This is a genomic window from Neogemmobacter tilapiae, assembly GCF_014652215.1.
Taxonomy (GTDB): Bacteria; Pseudomonadota; Alphaproteobacteria; order Rhodobacterales; family Rhodobacteraceae; genus Neogemmobacter; species Neogemmobacter tilapiae.
Map to the genome: position 1 here is coordinate 113,286 of NZ_BMYJ01000009.1, position 15,983 is coordinate 129,268.

General features: G+C 63.8%; 14 protein-coding genes, 1 tRNA gene and 1 riboswitch. Of the genes, 9 read left to right on the top strand and 6 right to left on the bottom strand.

Annotated elements, in window-relative coordinates; translation table 11 throughout:
* From cobN to IE095_RS14340, 3 genes are all read right to left on the bottom strand, one after another.
* The coding region (cobN, locus tag IE095_RS14330) for a cobaltochelatase subunit CobN (RefSeq protein ID WP_229804811.1) at positions 1 to 2,958 on the bottom strand (2,958 nt) is incomplete at its 3' end.
* A complete protein-coding gene (gene cobW, locus IE095_RS14335) occupies positions 2,958 to 3,992 on the bottom strand; it encodes a cobalamin biosynthesis protein CobW (RefSeq protein ID WP_189412356.1) in 1,035 nt (344 codons plus the stop codon). The genes cobW and cobN, both read right to left, overlap by 1 nt.
* A complete protein-coding gene (locus IE095_RS14340; RefSeq protein WP_189412413.1) occupies positions 3,985 to 4,350 on the bottom strand; it encodes a DUF1636 family protein in 366 nt (121 codons plus the stop codon). The genes cobW and IE095_RS14340 overlap by 8 nt, the downstream gene beginning before the upstream one ends.
* Positions 4,351 to 4,384: 34 nt before the next feature.
* Positions 4,385 to 4,595: riboswitch (cobalamin riboswitch) on the bottom strand.
* A 39-nt stretch (positions 4,596 to 4,634) separates the two neighbouring features.
* Here IE095_RS14340 and cobO point away from each other — a divergent pair.
* From cobO to IE095_RS14360, 4 genes are all read left to right on the top strand, one after another.
* Positions 4,635 to 5,270, top strand: a complete 636-nt coding sequence (cobO, locus tag IE095_RS14345; RefSeq protein ID WP_189412357.1) for a cob(I)yrinic acid a,c-diamide adenosyltransferase — start codon at positions 4,635 to 4,637, stop codon at positions 5,268 to 5,270.
* Positions 5,271 to 5,564: 294 nt separating this feature from the next.
* Positions 5,565 to 7,013: a cobyric acid synthase gene (locus IE095_RS14350; protein ID WP_189412358.1), complete on the top strand. Its 1,449-nt coding sequence runs from the start codon at positions 5,565 to 5,567 to the stop codon at positions 7,011 to 7,013.
* Complete coding sequence (locus IE095_RS14355) at positions 7,014 to 8,033, top strand: CobW family GTP-binding protein (protein ID WP_189412359.1); 1,020 nt, start codon at positions 7,014 to 7,016, stop codon at positions 8,031 to 8,033.
* Positions 8,030 to 8,851, top strand: a complete 822-nt coding sequence (locus tag IE095_RS14360; RefSeq protein WP_189412360.1) for an alpha/beta hydrolase — start codon at positions 8,030 to 8,032, stop codon at positions 8,849 to 8,851. The genes IE095_RS14355 and IE095_RS14360 overlap by 4 nt, the downstream gene beginning before the upstream one ends.
* On the opposite strand, the gene IE095_RS14365 is transcribed toward IE095_RS14360, so the two are convergent.
* The 3 genes from IE095_RS14365 to IE095_RS14375 form a co-directional block, all read right to left on the bottom strand.
* Positions 8,848 to 10,011 (bottom strand): Hint domain-containing protein, encoded by a 1,164-nt coding sequence (locus IE095_RS14365; protein WP_229804812.1) that lies wholly within the window; start codon positions 10,009 to 10,011, stop codon positions 8,848 to 8,850. The two genes, IE095_RS14360 and IE095_RS14365, sit on opposite strands and share 4 nt — an antisense overlap.
* 238 nt (positions 10,012 to 10,249) lie before the next feature.
* Positions 10,250 to 10,326: transfer RNA gene (locus IE095_RS14370), tRNA-Ile, on the bottom strand.
* A gap of 36 nt (positions 10,327 to 10,362) precedes the next feature.
* Complete coding sequence (locus tag IE095_RS14375) at positions 10,363 to 11,289, bottom strand: LysR family transcriptional regulator (RefSeq protein WP_189412361.1); 927 nt, start codon at positions 11,287 to 11,289, stop codon at positions 10,363 to 10,365.
* Positions 11,290 to 11,391: 102 nt separating this feature from the next.
* Between IE095_RS14375 and IE095_RS14380 the strand changes: the two genes are divergently transcribed.
* The 5 genes from IE095_RS14380 (at position 11,392) to IE095_RS14400 (ending at position 15,896) form a co-directional block, all read left to right on the top strand.
* Entirely contained in the window at positions 11,392 to 12,372 is a 981-nt protein-coding gene (locus tag IE095_RS14380) for an MBL fold metallo-hydrolase (protein WP_189412362.1), read from the top strand.
* A gap of 96 nt (positions 12,373 to 12,468) precedes the next feature.
* A complete protein-coding gene (gene purM, locus IE095_RS14385; protein WP_189412363.1) occupies positions 12,469 to 13,518 on the top strand; it encodes a phosphoribosylformylglycinamidine cyclo-ligase in 1,050 nt (349 codons plus the stop codon).
* On the top strand, positions 13,515 to 14,102 hold the full coding sequence (gene purN, locus IE095_RS14390) for a phosphoribosylglycinamide formyltransferase (RefSeq protein WP_189412364.1): 588 nt from the start codon (positions 13,515 to 13,517) through the stop codon (positions 14,100 to 14,102). Before purM ends, purN begins: the two co-directional genes overlap by 4 nt.
* Before the next feature lie 139 nt (positions 14,103 to 14,241).
* Complete coding sequence (rnd, locus tag IE095_RS14395; RefSeq protein ID WP_189412365.1) at positions 14,242 to 15,402, top strand: ribonuclease D; 1,161 nt, start codon at positions 14,242 to 14,244, stop codon at positions 15,400 to 15,402.
* The gene (locus tag IE095_RS14400) at positions 15,399 to 15,896 is read left to right on the top strand and encodes a gluconokinase (protein WP_229804813.1); all 498 of its coding nucleotides are present in this window, start codon (positions 15,399 to 15,401) and stop codon (positions 15,894 to 15,896) included. The genes rnd and IE095_RS14400 overlap by 4 nt, the downstream gene beginning before the upstream one ends.
* The last annotated feature ends 87 nt before the right edge of the window (positions 15,897 to 15,983 follow it).

Below are 15,983 nucleotides of genomic sequence, written 5' to 3' on the forward strand. Positions count from 1 at the left end.
CAAAGCCGCCACAGCCGCCGCAAAGCCCCCCTCGTGCGCCGCATAGTCGCTGGCCACCAACAGATCGGTTTCCGCCAGATCCTGCACATGGGCAAAACCATCGGCCCCCATCACCCGCGCCTCTAGCGCCCCCCGATCCCGGTGACTTTCGCCCTGCGCATCCAAGGCCCATTCCGAACCCGCCAGCCAAGCCAGCCCCGCCGCGCCCCGCGCGGCATCGCCCAAAGCATCGGTGTCCATCGCCATGCCGAACAGCCCCGGCTTTGGCCCAAAGACCCTTGGCCCCCGCACCAGATAGGGGTTGTCCTCGGCGGATTCGTCCCGTTCGCCCAAAGCCCCCGCCGCCTGTTCGAACATCTGCCCAAGGCCGGGGAACACATCCCGAAACAGCCCCGACATGCGCAACGTCACGTCCACCCGAGGCCGCCCCAGCAATGCCAAGGGCACAATCTCAAACCCCGAAACCCGCGCCGCGCCTTCGTCCCACAGAGGGGCCACGCCCGCCAGATGCAGGGCCATGGCGAATTCCTCGCCCGCTGTCCGCATGCTGGCCGAGCCCCAAAGGTCCACCACCAGATGGCACGGATAGTCCCCCTGATCCTGCAAATGCCGCCGGATCAGCTCTTCGGCCAGCTTCACCCCTTGCGCATGGGCGCTGCGTGTCGGCACCGCGCGGGGATCGACGGCGAACAGGTTCCGCCCCGTGGGCAAAACATCCGACCGTCCCCGATAGGGCGATCCCGCAGGCCCCGCAGGCACCCGCTGCCCCGCCAAAGCCAGATCAAAACCTTCCCATTCCCCCGGCGCATTCCCAAAGACATGCAGCCCGTCGCCAAACTGGCTTTCCTTCAGATCGCAGACGAAACGGTCAATCCGCGTGATCGCCTCGGCAGCACTCGCATCCGACGCCAACCCCAGATCGGTCTCCACCCCCCCCGCCTGCGCCTCGGCCCGGATTTCGTCAATCAGGCGCTTGCGCCGCGAAGGGTCCAGCCCGTCGGCGGTCGAATATTCGTCCAGCAGACGTTCCAGCCGCGACAGGTTCTCAGGCACCTTCGCCTGCGCCATCGGCGGCGGCAGATGCCCCAAAGTCACCGCCCCAATCCGCCGCTTTGCTTGCGCGGCCTCACCCGGATCATTGACGATAAACGGATAAATGACGGGCAAATCGCCAACCAGCGCCTCGGGCCAGCACTCATCGGACAAGGCCACTGCCTTGCCCGGCAGCCATTCCAAGGTGCCATGCGCGCCGATGTGGATCAGCGCATGCAGGCCTTGGGCGCGCAGCCAAAGGTAAAAGGCCACATAGGCATGGCGCGGGGTGCGGGACAGGTCGTGATAGTCATTCTCGCGCGCCGTAACCTCGCCCCGTTCGGGTTGCAGGGCGACAAGGGTTTCACCCGCACGGCACGCTGCAAAATGGAAGTGGCCGCCCTGACAGGCGGGATCATCCGCTGGATCATCCCAAGCGGCACGCAGATCGTCTTGCAGGGCTTGGGGCAGGGTGGTCAGGGCTTGGGCGTAGTCTTCAAGGGCATAGCGCAGCCCCCCCTCCCATCCTCCCCCACGTTGGGGGGAGGGGCCTGTTGCGCGTGTCGGGGGGGCTTCACCCGAGGATGAAGCGCCCCCCTCCCCCCCCGTGGGGGAGGGATAGGGAGGGGGGGCAAGGCGCAGGGCCAAACCCTCAACCGCCTCGGCCCGAACCCCCAGCCCCTGCAAATGCCCCAAAATCGCATCCGCCGAGGCCAAAGCATCCAGCCCCACCGCATGGGCCAGATTGTGCGCCTTGCCCGGATAAGTCGACAGAACCAAAGCCAGCCGCTTTTCCGCCGCTGGCACCGCCTGCAACCGCAGCCAGCCCATCACCCGTGCGACAATCGCCGCAATCCGTGCCTCATCCGCCCGATGCGCAAAGCGCGAGAATTGCAGGTCGGCATGCCGCTTCCCCGGTGATTTGAAACTGGCAAGCCCCGCGAAAACACGCCCATCCACCTCGGGCAGAACCACATGCATCGCCAGATCGGCAGGCGACAAACCCCTTGCGGAATCCGCCCAATCCCGCCGCCGCGCGGTTGAAAGCGCAACCTGAAACACCGGACATCCCGGCGCGTCCAAGGGGCTGGTCCCATCCTCGCCCTTGCCCGAAAACGCCGTCGCATTCACAATCGCCTGCGGTCCCATCGCGGCCAAAGCGCCCGACAAAAACGCCGCCGCCCCCGCCGCTTTCAAACTGGGCGCGAACAGGCCAAAGGCGGGCAGGCCCTGATCCCGAAACGCCCGGATCAGGGCATCGACGGGCGACAGATCGGCGCTGGTCAGATAAGATCGGTAAAAGGTCACGGCCACGCCGCCCTTGCCCTCAGGGGCCGCGATCACCCCGCGATCCGGATCATACCAACCGCAATCGGGCACCGCCTTGGCCCCCATCACCGGCGGCGCATAAAGCCCCGCCGCCAGCGCCAGTTGCGCCAAAGCCGCCTGCGCCGCCACCGCCCCGCCCGCATCACACAAATGCGCCAGACGCCGCAGGGTCGCCACCGGCAGGGTGGACAATTCGTCCAGCCGCGCGTCCACCCGCCCATCCGCAGGCAGCACCGCCAAGGCGATGGATTTCCGCCGACACAGGTCTTGCAGGCTGGCCAGCCCATAGGGCCAGTAACTTTCGCCCCCGATCAGCCGGACAAGAATGCCCTTCGCCCCCGAAAGCGTGCGTTCGACATAGGTATCCACCGACAAGGGATGCCGCAAAGCCACCAGATTTTGCAGCCGTAGGATGGGCAATCTGCCCATCTCCCCCGTCCCATCCCCCGTGCGCTGCCACCTTTCCCAGCCCGCCGCGAAAGCCCCAAGGTCACTGTCGGAAAACGACAAAACCACCAGATCGCCGGGGTCTTGCCCCGGATCGAACGGCGTGTCCGTTTCTTCCAAACCATGGCTTTCGCGAAAGACGACGTGCATCAGCCCTCCAGCACTTTCCGGATCGCCGCTTCGTCGATGTCGTGATGTTCGCCAATCACCACCAACTGCGTCCGCCGCGGATCCGCGCCCCAAGGCCGATCATACTGCGCCCGCACCCTTTCCCCCACCGCTTGCACCAGCATCCGCAGGGGTTTGCCCGTCACCGCCACATAGCCCTTCACCCGCAAAACATGCTGTTCCCGCGCCAAACGCTGGATCGCCGCTTGCAAAGCCTCAGGCTCCGCCACTTCGCCCATCTCGATCACCACCGTGTCGAAATCGTCATGCTCATGGTCAAAATGCCCGTCATGATGGCTCGGCCGCGCCGCCAAGTCATCCTCCGCCGCCGCCCCCAGCCCCAGAATCAGACGCGGGTCAATCTGCCCCTCCGACACCTCGACCACAGGCAGCTTGCGCGGTGCTTCCGCCGCAATCACCGCCCGCGCCGCCGCAATCCCCGCTTCCCCCGCCAGATCGGTTTTCGTCAAAAGCACGATATCCGCACAGGCCAGTTGATCCTCGAACACTTCCGAAAGTGGCGTCTCATGGTCCAAGGACTCATCCGCCGCCCGCTGCGCCTCCACCGCTTCCAGATTCGGCGCAAACCGCCCCGCCGCCACCGCCTCGGCATCGGCCAAAGTCACCACCCCATCGACCGTGATCTTTGACCGGATCGCGGGCCAGTCGAACGCCTTGAGCAGCGGCTTCGGCAAAGCCAAACCACTGGTTTCAATCAGAATATGATCCGGTCGCACAGGCCGCGCCAACAGCGCTTCAATCGTCGGAATGAAATCCTCGGCCACGGTGCAGCAGATGCAGCCATTCGCCAGTTCCACAATGTTTTCTTCCGGGCAATTCTCATCCGCGCAGGCCTTCAGGATATCCCCATCCACCCCCACCGAACCGAATTCATTCACCAGAACGGCCAGCTTCTTCCCCTGCGGGTTCTGCAACAAATGCCGCACCAAAGTGGTTTTCCCAGAACCCAGAAAGCCGGTGATCACCGTCACGGGAATTTTCGCAAGATCAGTCATTTGTCACCTCAATCGGGGGAATACGCGCAAGGCTTTGCTTGCGAAAGATGATCGGACGTTCGCGCCAAGGCACGATGCCATCGGCGGACAGGGCATAAAGCGCCGCCCCACGGCGGATTTCGGCAAGGTCGGCATCGGCGTCCAGACGCCCATAGACATAGGACCACTTGCCGGGGGCCGAAAGCGCCAGATTGCAGCCATGATCGCAGGCCGACAGACATTCCACGGGCCGCACCACCACCCCCTCCGGCGGATCGGCGGCAAGGGCCTGATACAGGCCTAACCCCGCACGCGGCGCTTCGGGGTCATATTCCCCCTGACCTTTGCAGGTCATACAGACATGCAGCACTGCCGCCATCACAGCCTTTCCGCGGAACACCCCGTCCGCCCCTGAATTTCTTGCCCGATTGGCAGGTCTCCCGGCTTGCAGAGCGGGTTTCCCCCTGATCCGCGCCTTCCCGGGAAAATCCCAGTGGCATCGGACCTCTCTGGTCACGGTCGCGGGGGCGGCTGCGCTTCGGTTTCGACACGAAGGGTGTCGCCTCACCTGTCGCATTCCCTCTTCGCCTGTCATAAACAGGAACCAACGAACGCCCCCAAAGGCCCATGATGGGCAGGGATTGTCAAGAACAGGACCGGCAGATGGCAGACAGCAGCGACATTGTGGAAGGTCAGGACGATCTGGCCCGCCATGCGATGAAGATGGCCAAGAAGAAAGCCGCCCGCGACAAGATCATGGCCACGAAAGAGGGCGAAAAGGGCCTGATCCTTGTCCATACCGGCACCGGCAAGGGCAAATCCTCCAGCGGCTTCGGCATGATCCTGCGCTGCATCGCGCATGGCATGCCCTGCGCCGTCGTCCAGTTCATCAAAGGCGCCTGGGACACCGGTGAACGCCGCTTGATCGAGGCGAATTTCAGCGACCTCTGCCAGTTCCACGCCATGGGCGAAGGTTTTACCTGGGAAACCCAGGACCGCAGCCGCGACATTGCGGCGGCACAAAAGGGCTGGGAAAAGGCGAAAGAACTGATCCGCGATCCCAATATCCGCTTTGTCTTGCTCGATGAAATCAACATCGCACTGCGCTATGACTATCTGGATATCGAGCAAGTCCTGACCTTCCTGCGCGACGAAAAACCTGCCCTGACCCATGTCTGCCTGACCGGGCGGAATGCCAAAGAAGCCCTGATCGAAGCCGCCGATCTGGTGACCGAAATGACGCTGGTGAAACACCCGTTCCGTTCTGGCATCAAAGGGCAGGCGGGGGTGGAGTTCTGAGGAAAGAGGGGGGGCTAGCCCCCCCGACCCCCCAAGGTATTTTCGGCAAGATGAAAGCAACGAAGTGTTAAGCTTGATGCGGCATAAAGGATGGGCGGTGCAGGGAGAGGTCCCGATGACCGTGCAAGGTGAAAGCGCCGCGCCTCCCCCGCTTTGGTGGCCCGAGGCGCGGCGTGATTGCCCTTTCATCTTGCCAAAAATACCTGGGGGTGTGAGCGCAGCGAACAGGGGGCAAAGCCCCCTCGAACACATAGGCTTGCGGCAAAGCCGCGCCGCTGGATCCAAGGGGCGGCCATGACACGCGCTTTGATGATTCAGGGGGCGGGGTCGAACGTTGGCAAGTCGATGCTGGTGGCTGGATTGTGCCGCGCCGCCCTAAGGCGCGGCCTCAGCGTCGCCCCCTTCAAACCGCAAAACATGTCGAACAACGCCGCCGTCACCATCGACGGCGGCGAAATCGGGCGGGCGCAGGCCCTTCAGGCGCGGGCCTGCGGCTTGGAACCTGTCACTGACATGAACCCCATCCTGCTGAAACCCGAAACCGACATCGGCGCGCAGGTTATCGTGCAGGGGCGGCGCCTGACCACCGTCAAGGCGCGGGACTATGCCGCCCTGAAACCGCAGTTGATGGCCCCCGTGTTGCAAAGCTTCGGGCGGCTGAAATCCCAATACGATCTGGTCCTCGTCGAAGGCGCTGGTTCCCCCGCCGAGGTGAACCTGCGGGCCGGGGACATCGCCAATATGGGCTTTGCCCGCGCCGCCGATGTTCCTGTCATTTTGGCGGGCGACATCGACCGGGGCGGCGTGATCGCCCAATTGGTCGGCACCAAAGCGGTGCTGGACCCCGCTGATGCCGCCATGATCAAGGGCTTTCTCATCAACAAGTTCCGGGGCGATGTTTCGCTGTTTGACGAAGGCTATGCCCTCATCGAACGCCAGACCCTCTGGCGCGGTTATGGCACGCTGCCGTGGTTCCCCGACGCCCACCGCCTGCCGCCCGAAGATGCCCTCGACATAGGCCCGAACCGGGGCAGCGGCGCATTTCACATCGTCTGCCTTTGCCTGTCGCGCATGGCGAATTTCGATGATCTGGACCCGCTTGCCCAAGAACCCGGCGTCCGTCTCACGATGCTGCGCGCGGGCCAAGCCCTTCCCGGCGACGCCGATCTGGTGATTATCCCCGGCACCAAATCCACGCGGGGCGATCTGGAATTCCTGCGCGCCCAAGGCTGGGACATCGACCTTTTCGCCCATCATCGGCGCGGTGGTCGCATTCTGGGCATCTGCGGCGGTTATCAGATGCTGGGCCGTTCCATCGCCGACCCCGAGGGCATCGAAGGCCCCCCCGGCGAAACCCCCGGCCTTGGCCTGCTCGACGTCGAAACCACCATGTCCCCCGACAAGCGTTTGGCACGCGTTCAGGCCATCCATGCCGTCACCGGCACCCCGATGGACGGTTATGAAATCCACATCGGTCGCAGCGAAGGCGCAGGCCGCAGCAAACCCTTTGCCCATGTCGCAGGCCAGCCCGAAGGGGCCGCCAGCGCCGATGGCCGCGTCATGGGCAGCTATCTGCATGGCATGTTCGCGGGCGATGCTTTTCGCGCGGCCTTTCTTGCCCAGATGGGTGTTACGTCCTCTCTGGACTATGGCGCGGGGGTGGATCAAACCTTGGACGATCTGGCCCTGCATCTGGAAACCCATCTGGATGTGGCAGGCCTTTTGGCATTGGCGGGGGTTTGAATGCGCATTCCGGTGACAATCCTGACCGGCTTTCTGGGGGCCGGGAAAACCACCCTCTTGAACCGCCTGATGGCCGAACCCGGTTTTGGCGACACCGCCGTTGTCGTCAATGAATTCGGCATGGTGGATGTCGATGGCGGTTTGATCGAGAAAACCGACGAACGCGCCTTTGCCACCACCACCGGCTGTCTTTGTTGCACCAGCGCGGGCGATGTGCGGCTGACCCTTTTGCGTCTGAAGGATGAGATGGACAGCGGCAAGGGTCCGCGTTTCAGCCGTCTGGTCATTGAAACCACGGGCCTTGCCGATCCCGCCCCCGTGGTGCAGACCTTCATGACGCAAGACCTAATCCTGAACAGCTTTGCTCTGAACGGGGTGGTGACCGTCGTTGATGCCGTGAACGGGGCCGAGACTTTGGCGCGTTTTGACGAGGCGCAGCGCCAAGTGGCGATGGCCGATCTCTTGATCGTCAGCAAGACCGATCTGGCCGACAGCAGCGCCTTGGAACAGCAACTGGCCGATATGGCCCCGAACGCCCGCCTGATCCGCGCGAATACCGCCCAGCCCGCCGATCTGTTCCATCTGGCTGCTGCCGACCCTGTGGCCGGTGGCCCAAACCCGCTCTCATGGCTGCGCTTTGGCCAACCCCAGCTTCGGCCGTTACATCAGGGCGGTCTGGTCGCCGATGTGGCCAGTTATGCCTTTACCTGCGAAGCACCGATCGAGGGGCGGGTGATCCAGATGGCCTTGGGGGCCATGCAGAACAGCTTTGGTGCCGATCTTCTACGGGTCAAGGGCATCATCGAATTGAAAGAAGCTCCCGGCGAACCCGTGGTGATCCACGCCGTCCAACATCTGCAAAGCCCGCCAAAGTTCCTCGACGGCTGGCCCGACGGCATGGACCATTCCCGCCTTGTCGTCATCGTGGCGGGGCCGGGGCGGGCGGAACTGCCGCGCATGTTGGGGGCCTTCCTGCCCGAATTCCGCCCGGTGCAGGATTTCCACGGGGCCGTCGCATGACCGACCGCGCACAGGAACGGCTGGATTGGGAAGCCTTGGCCATGGCCGAGCCGCTGCCCGAGGGCACCGTGATCGCCGATCTGACCCTTGGCGGTGTCGCTTGTGAAACCGTCACCTGCGGCCCGGTGCAGGGCCGTTTGCTTTTGCTGCATGGCGGCGGCTATGTCAGCGGCTCGCCCCGCACCCATCGAAAACTCGCCGCATGGCTGGCGCAAATCGCCCGATTGCAGGTGATCACCCCCGATTATCGCCTGGCCCCGGAACATCCCTTTCCCGCCGGATTGGACGACGCTTTGGCCGTCTGGCAGGCGCTGCGGGCCGATCCCGGCCCCTTGGCCTTGGCCGGGGACAGCGCCGGGGGCGGTTTGGCGCTGGCCCTGATGCTGGCGATCAAAGAGCGGGGACTGATGCCGCCCGACAGCGCCGCACTCCTGTCGCCTTGGGCCGATCTGACGGGGCAGGGGCCCAGCCTTTCCGTCCGCGCTGCCACCGAAACCATCATCACGCAGGACGGTCTGAACGGGGCCGCCCGTGACTATGCCGGGGAAAAGGATCTGCGCCATCCACAAATCTCACCCGTTTTCGCCGATCTCACCGGCCTGCCGCCCTTGCTGATCGATGTCGCAGGCGACGAAATCCTGCTGGGCGATGCCGCCCTCATCGCCGCCCATGCGCAGGCCGTGGGCGTTGTGACCAATTTCCGCGTCTGGCCCGGCCTTTGGCATGTCTGGCACCATGCTGCGGGCCAAGAGCCTGCCGCCGATGCCGCCCTCGCGCGCATTGCCCAGTTCATCGACAGCCACCGCAGGCCGGTTTAGCCCCGCGCCCGCAACAAGGGCTTGGCGTTCTGCCCATGGCGATAGGCCAGCCGCCGCGCCACCCGGCCCCGCAGCAGCACCCGCGCCGGGGCGGCCGCATCGCCCCGCACCAATTCCGGGAACAACAGCCGCAATTCCCGCCGCCCCTCAGGCCCAATGGCCCGCAAAGCCTCGGGCCCGGTGAACAGCGATTCCGCCGGGGCCCCCTCGGCCAGCACCACCTCATGCCGGTCGAACATCAGATGCACATAGGTCACGGGCCGAAACGCCCGCATGGCCGCAATCCCCGGCAGGCCCACCAGATGCTTCACCGCCACCAACACCTCATCCTGCCCCGCCATCCGCTGCGCAATGGCCGAACGCACCAGCAGCCGATGCTGCGGTGATAGATGCAGCGCCCGCTGCGGCAATCCATCGCCCAAAGCCCCCGCCTGCACCGAAACCGGCCGCAGTTCGGGGTTCACCATCAGATCGCACAGCGACAGATCGCGCCGCCCCACCCAACGCAAGGACTGCGCCCCGTGATCCAGCGTCCAGACCAGATCGCCGGGGCGCAGGTCTTCCACCGCCACAAGCCCCTTGGGCGTGTCGATCAGCGTGCCCGCGACAAAGCAGATATAGGCCTGATAGGCGTCATAGAAATCCAACTCGCCATCATTGTCGCCAAGGGCCGGATCACCGTTTTCCCCCAACTGCCGGTTCACCGCATTGCGGTAATAGGTCAGATTGGTCGGTGTCGTCGGCAGGCCCCCGTTCAGATCATACAGCAGAAAGCGTCCGTTCTGCCCTTCAAAGACGATATATTCGTCCCCCGCCCCCATGTTGTTCACAAGGTCATGCTTTGGCGTCAGATTGCCGAAATTCGGCACCGTGGACCAACCGTTGTTGCCCGTCGTCGGATCCCCATCGTTGTCGGCCGCGGGGTTATAGCTTTGCAGCCGCCAGAACTGGCCATTGCCGAATTGCGTGGCGGTGTTGTTGACGTTCTGAAACCAGACCAGTCGATATTCGGTGGTGCTGCTGCCAAGGGCTGTCGCATTGGGCAGACGGATGCCAAAATTCGGATCGCCCGGATTGCCGTTGTTCGTGGGCTGGCCCGTCAGGCTGGCCAGCATATCCCCCCGCACGGGGATAGGGGTGGTATAGGTCAAATCGGCCATAAGAAACTTTCACAAGATACAATCCCCACCCCGTCCAGATGCGCATGGTGGTAATGTCAGGCAAGCCATTTTCCCCATAGTTCCTTTATCTTCCGATAAGTTGCCGGTTTCAGGCGGAAAAAATTTTGTGATAGCCGCAGGCCCCGGCAATCCCAGCGGGATTGCCTTTTCCGGCCTTCATTCAGGGCGGGTATGGGGATTGAAAATGCGCGCTGATTCCCTGACCAGCAACTGGCATTGGTAGGTCCGGAGGGACTCGAACCCCCAACCAAGGCGTTATGAGCGCCCTGCTCTAACCAATTGAGCTACAGACCCGGCCAGACCGCTGGATAGGCGGGCCGGGCGCGGGGGTCAAGCGGCGGTTGTGGCGCGCAGATCCTGCGCCATGATGAAACCCGGCGTGCGGGCCAGTTGGGCGCAGAAGCGTTCGGTGAAAACCGCCACCCGGCGGCTGGCCCCTTGGGTGCCCGGCGCGCGAACCATATAGACGGGTTTCGGCGCTGGGCCTTGGCCGGGCAGTACCTCGACCACCTCGCCCCGCGCCAGCAGCTCATGCACGAAAAAGCGGGGGGCCTTGGCAAAGCCCAGATGGTTCTGCACCGCATGCAGGATCAGGTTCGGCATCTGCGCGGCAAAAGCCACTGTCACCGGCGCATGGCGACCATCCGCCATCAGGATCGTCCGTTCCTCGGGGTCGTCCTTGTATTGGATGTAATCCAGTCGCCCCAGATCCATGATGTCCTTTGGCCGACCCACCCGTTCCAGATAGCTGGGCGAGGCGATCAGCAACTGCTCGATTTCCGCCAGCTTGCGCACCGTGCCCGCCTCCGGGCCCACCGGCCCCGCGCGAATGGCCAGATCGGCCCCGATTTCCGCCATGTCCTGAATCAGATCATTGGCCTTCAGGTCGATCTTCAACCCCGGATGCGAACGCCGCAGATCGGCCAGCACCGGCACCATCATCGTCTGCGCCATCAGCAGCGCACAGGCCACGCCCAACCGCCCATTCGCGCTGGATTGCAGTGCCGCCAGTTCGTCCCCCATCTGCGCCAGCCGTGCCAGCACCTCGGTCGCATGGGAAACCGCCAGCCGCCCCGCCTCGGTCGGCGTAATCCCGTTGCGCCCCCGGATCACCAGTTCCACCCCATGCGCCTGTTCCAAGGCGGCAATCTGCTGGCTGACGGCGGGCTGGGTGATGTGCAAGCGGCGGGCGGCAGCGGAAAGCGAGCCTTCCTGCACAGCAGCCACAAGCGAACGAAGGGCGGCAAGGTTTTCCATAAGTCTGGCTTATCCCTTCCATCAATCGTTCGGGAATGTCGGTTGCCTGACCCTAGCGTTAGTTATGGCCCCACTCAATGACTTTCCCGGAAAGGACAAGACATGACTTTCAACCGTCGCAAATTCTTGGGCGCGGCTGCCCTTGCCCCCGTCGCCCTTGCGGCCCCGGCACTGATCCGCTTTGGCGGCGCTGCCATTGCGCAAACCGCCAGCCCCGTCACCCCCGCCTTCATCCGCCGCAAGGTCGGCGAGATTGAGGTTTTCGCCCTGATGGACGGCTTTGGCGTTTTCCCCACCGCCATGCTGTCGGGCTTTGATCCGGCCAAGGCCGAGGCTTCGGCCAACGCGGCGCACAAACCGTTCGAAGGCCAGCAGATGACCATCGGCATCAACGCCTATCTGGTGAAGACCGGTGACCGGATCATTGCGGTGGATGCCGGGGCCCCTTCGGCGATGGGGCCGACCGTGGCGCAATGGGCGGCCTCACTGGCGGCGGCGGGCTTTAGCCCCGATCAGGTGGATACCGTCTTCCTGACCCACCTGCATGCCGATCATGTCGGCGGTCTGGCCGATGCCACGGGGGCCGCCACCCTGCCCAAGGCGCAACTGGTGACAGCCGAGGCGGAATGGGCCTTTACCCATGATGCCGCCGTCTACGCCGCCCTTCCGGCGGAATTCCAGCCGATGATCGACACCTCGCGCGCTATGGTCAAACCCTATGATGCGGTGAAAACCCTGATCCAGCCGGGTGATGAAATCGCGCCGGGCCTGACCACGGTGGCGATGCCCGGCCATACGCCCGGCCATCTGGGGCTGCGCATCGACAGCGGCAAGGAAAGCCTGCTGATCTGGGGCGACCTTTTGCATTCGACGGCCTTCCAATTCGCCAACCCGGAATGGTCCATCGCCTTTGACGCCGATCAGGCAATGGCCGCCGCCAGCCGCAAGGCGGCGCTGGATATGGTCAGCGCCGATGGCATGATGGTGGCCGGGATGCATCTGGATTTCCCCGGCTTCGGCTATGTCGAAAAGGCGGCGCAGGGCTATGCTTTCACCGCCGCCCCCTATGACTATCGCACCTAAATCACCCCGCCCGCGCCGCCCCATGCGGCGCGGGCTTTTCTTGCGGGCGCAATTGCCCTAAAGCCCCCGCAAAGGCGGCACATTCCGGGGGCATTCATGACGGACACGGGCAAGAACGGCTTGACCTATGCGCAGGCAGGCGTGGACATCGACGCAGGCAATGCCCTTGTCGAACGCATCAAACCGGCGGCGAAGTCCACCGAACGTTCCGGCACCATGTCCGGCCTTGGCGGTTTCGGCGCGCTGTTTGACCTCAAGGCCGCAGGCTACAACGACCCCATCCTTGTCGCTGCCACCGATGGCGTTGGCACCAAACTGCGCATCGCCATCGACACGGGCCATGTCGACACCATCGGCATCGACCTTGTTGCCATGTGCGTCAACGATCTGGTCTGCCAAGGCGCTGAACCCTTGTTCTTCCTCGATTATTTCGCCACCGGTAAACTGGATGTCGATCAGGCCACCCGCATCATCAACGGCATTGCCGCAGGCTGCAAGGCCAGCGGTTGCGCGCTGACGGGCGGCGAGACCGCCGAAATGCCCGGCATGTATCACAAGGGCGATTTTGATCTGGCGGGCTTTGCCGTCGGCGCGATGGAACGCGGTTCCGATCTTCCGAAGGGCGTCGAAAAGGGCGATATCCTGCTGGGCCTCGCCTCCGATGGTGTCCATTCCAACGGCTATTCCTTTGTCCGCAAGGTGGTGGAACTGTCGGGCCTCACTTGGGAATCAGCTTGCCCCTTTGCAGAAGGGTCGCTGGGCGCCGCCCTGCTGACCCCCACCCGCCTTTATGTGAAACAGGCGCTGGCGGCGGTCCGTTCGGGCGGCGTTCACGCCTTGGCCCATATCACCGGCGGCGGCCTGACCGAAAACCCGCCCCGCGTTCTGCCCGAGGGGTTGGCATGCCGCATTGATCTGGACGCTTGGCAACTGCCCCCCGTCTTCCGCTGGCTCGCAGAAACGGCGGGGATGGTGGAACCTGAACTGCTGAAAACCTTCAACTGCGGCATCGGCATGATGCTGGTTGTCTCGCCCGACCGCGCCGAGGCCGTCACCACCCTGCTGCGCGAGGCGGGCGAGACTGTTTACCAAATGGGCGAAGTCGTCGAAGGCGAAGGCGTCACCTATACCGGCCGCCTGCTGTGAAACGCGTCGCCCTGCTGATTTCGGGCGGCGGCTCCAACATGCTGACCCTTGTCCGCGACATGCAGGGCGACCACCCGGCACGGCCCGTTCTGGTCGCCTCGAATGACCCAAGGGCAGGGGGCTTGGCCAAGTCCGCGGATCTGGGCATTCCCACGCGGGCCATCGACCACCGCGCCTATCCCACCCGCGCCGCGTTTGAGGCCGCACTTCTGGAACCTCTGCTCGCCGCCGAACCCGACATCCTTTGTCTCGCGGGTTTCATGCGCATCCTGACCCCTGCCTTTGTCCAGCATTTTGAGGGCCGGATGCTGAACATCCATCCCTCGCTGCTTCCGCTCTATCCCGGCCTCCATACCCATCAGCGCGCCATCGACGCAGGCGACACCCATGCCGGTTGCACCGTCCATCTCGTGACCCCGGTGTTGGACGACGGTCCAATTCTGGGACAGGCCCGCGTTCCGGTTCTGCCCGGTGATACCGCCGAAACCCTGGCCGCCCGCGTTCTGGTGCAGGAACACAAACTCTACCCCACCGTCCTGCGCCGCTTTGCCGCAGGCCAGACCGATCCGGTCTATCTGGCCTAAAGACTGTGGCACTCCTGCCCCGGTGACGGATTTGTGACCCTCAACCCCTTGTCAGGCTTTATTTCTGAAAAATCGCTGCCTAGAAAAGTGGCTCAGGCGGGACAAACCCGTATGAGCCATAGGCGCTGGGGGCCATTTGATGCGGACGATTACCACAACCGAAGACCTTGCGGAAATCTGCGAAAGGGCCAAAGCCCATCCTTACGTGACGCTGGACACCGAATTTCTGCGCGAACGGACCTATTGGTCCAAACTCTGCCTGATCCAGATGGCGCTGCCGGGAAAAGATGGCGAGGCCGTCTTGATCGACCCGATCGAAGGCCCAGAGATGTCGCTGGAACCTTTGTATGACCTGTTTCGCCACAAGGCGACGGTCAAGGTTTTCCACGCCGCCCGGCAGGATCTTGAGATTTTCTTTGTCGAAGGCGGCGGCGTCTTTCCCGATCCGCTGTTTGACACCCAGGTTGCGGCGATGGTCTGCGGCTATGGCGAACAGGTCGGCTATGAAACCTTGGTCAAAAAGATCGCCAAGGCCAATCTCGACAAGACCAGCCGCTTTACCGATTGGTCGCGCCGCCCGCTGTCCGAGGCGCAAAAGGAATATGCGCTGGCCGATGTGACCCATCTGCGCGTCGTCTATGAAAGCTTGGCCGCCCAGATCGCCAAGGCCCACCGCGAAAGCTGGGTGGCCGAGGAACTTTCGATCCTGACCGATCCCGAAACCTATACCGTCCGGCCGGAAGAGGCTTGGATGCGGATCAAGACCCGCACCACCTCGGGCCGCTTTCTGGCGATTGTCAAGGCGCTGGCGCAATTCCGCGAATCCTATGCTCAGGGCCAGAACATCCCGCGCAGCCGCGTGATGAAGGATGATGCCCTTTTGGAGGTCGCCTCGACCAAGCCCGCCAGCCACGAAGACTTGGGCAAGTCCCGGCTTCTTCTGCGTGAGGGGCGCAAGGGCGAGATCGCCGACGGAATTCTGGCGGCAGTCAAGGCTGGCCTCGAAATGCGGCCCGAAGACATGCCCAAACCCGATGTCAGCCGCGAACAGATGCAGGTGAACCCGGCCTTGGCCGATCTGCTGCGCGTCCTGCTCAAGACCAAGGCGGAAAGCCTTGGTGTGGCGGCAAGGCTGATCGCCAGCGCCGCCGAACTGGATGCGATGGCAGCAGGCGAACGCAATCTGCCCATGTTGCATGGCTGGCGGATGGAGGCTTTTGGCGAAGATGCGCTGCGCCTCTGCAAGGGCGAGATTGCCTTGTCGGCCAAGGGCAATGACGTGCGGATTGTCCGGCTGTGACGGCCATTGTCGTGATGGGCGTCTGCGGCTGCGGCAAATCCTCAGTCGGGCAGGGGATTGCAGCCGCGCTGGGCCTGCCCTTCACCGATGGCGATGATCTGCATCCGGCGGCGAATGTCGCCAAGATGGCCAGCGGCCAGCCTCTGACAGATGCCGACCGTTGGCCGTGGCTGACCAAAGTGGGCGAAACACTGGCCCCCGGTGGCGTCGTCGCCTGTTCTGCCCTGAAACGCAGCTACCGCGACCACATCCGCAAGGCGGCCCCCGATGTCCGTTTTGTCTATCTCCACGGCGACCGCGCGCTTCTCGCCGCCCGCCTTGCCGCCCGCCCCGGCCATTTCATGCCTCCGGCCCTGCTGGACAGCCAGTTGGCAACGTTGGAAATCCCGCAAGCCGACGAAAACCCCATCATCCTGAACATTGCGCAAGCCATTCCCGAACTGGTCACCCTCGCCGCTACCGCGCTCAACGGCGATGATCACCCGCACGGCTGACTTTCCTGCCAACCGCCCTTGCAGCCCCCCGCGATATGATCCACTAAGTTTGCGAAACGCGGGGGGTGGCCCCCGCCCGAAGCGATG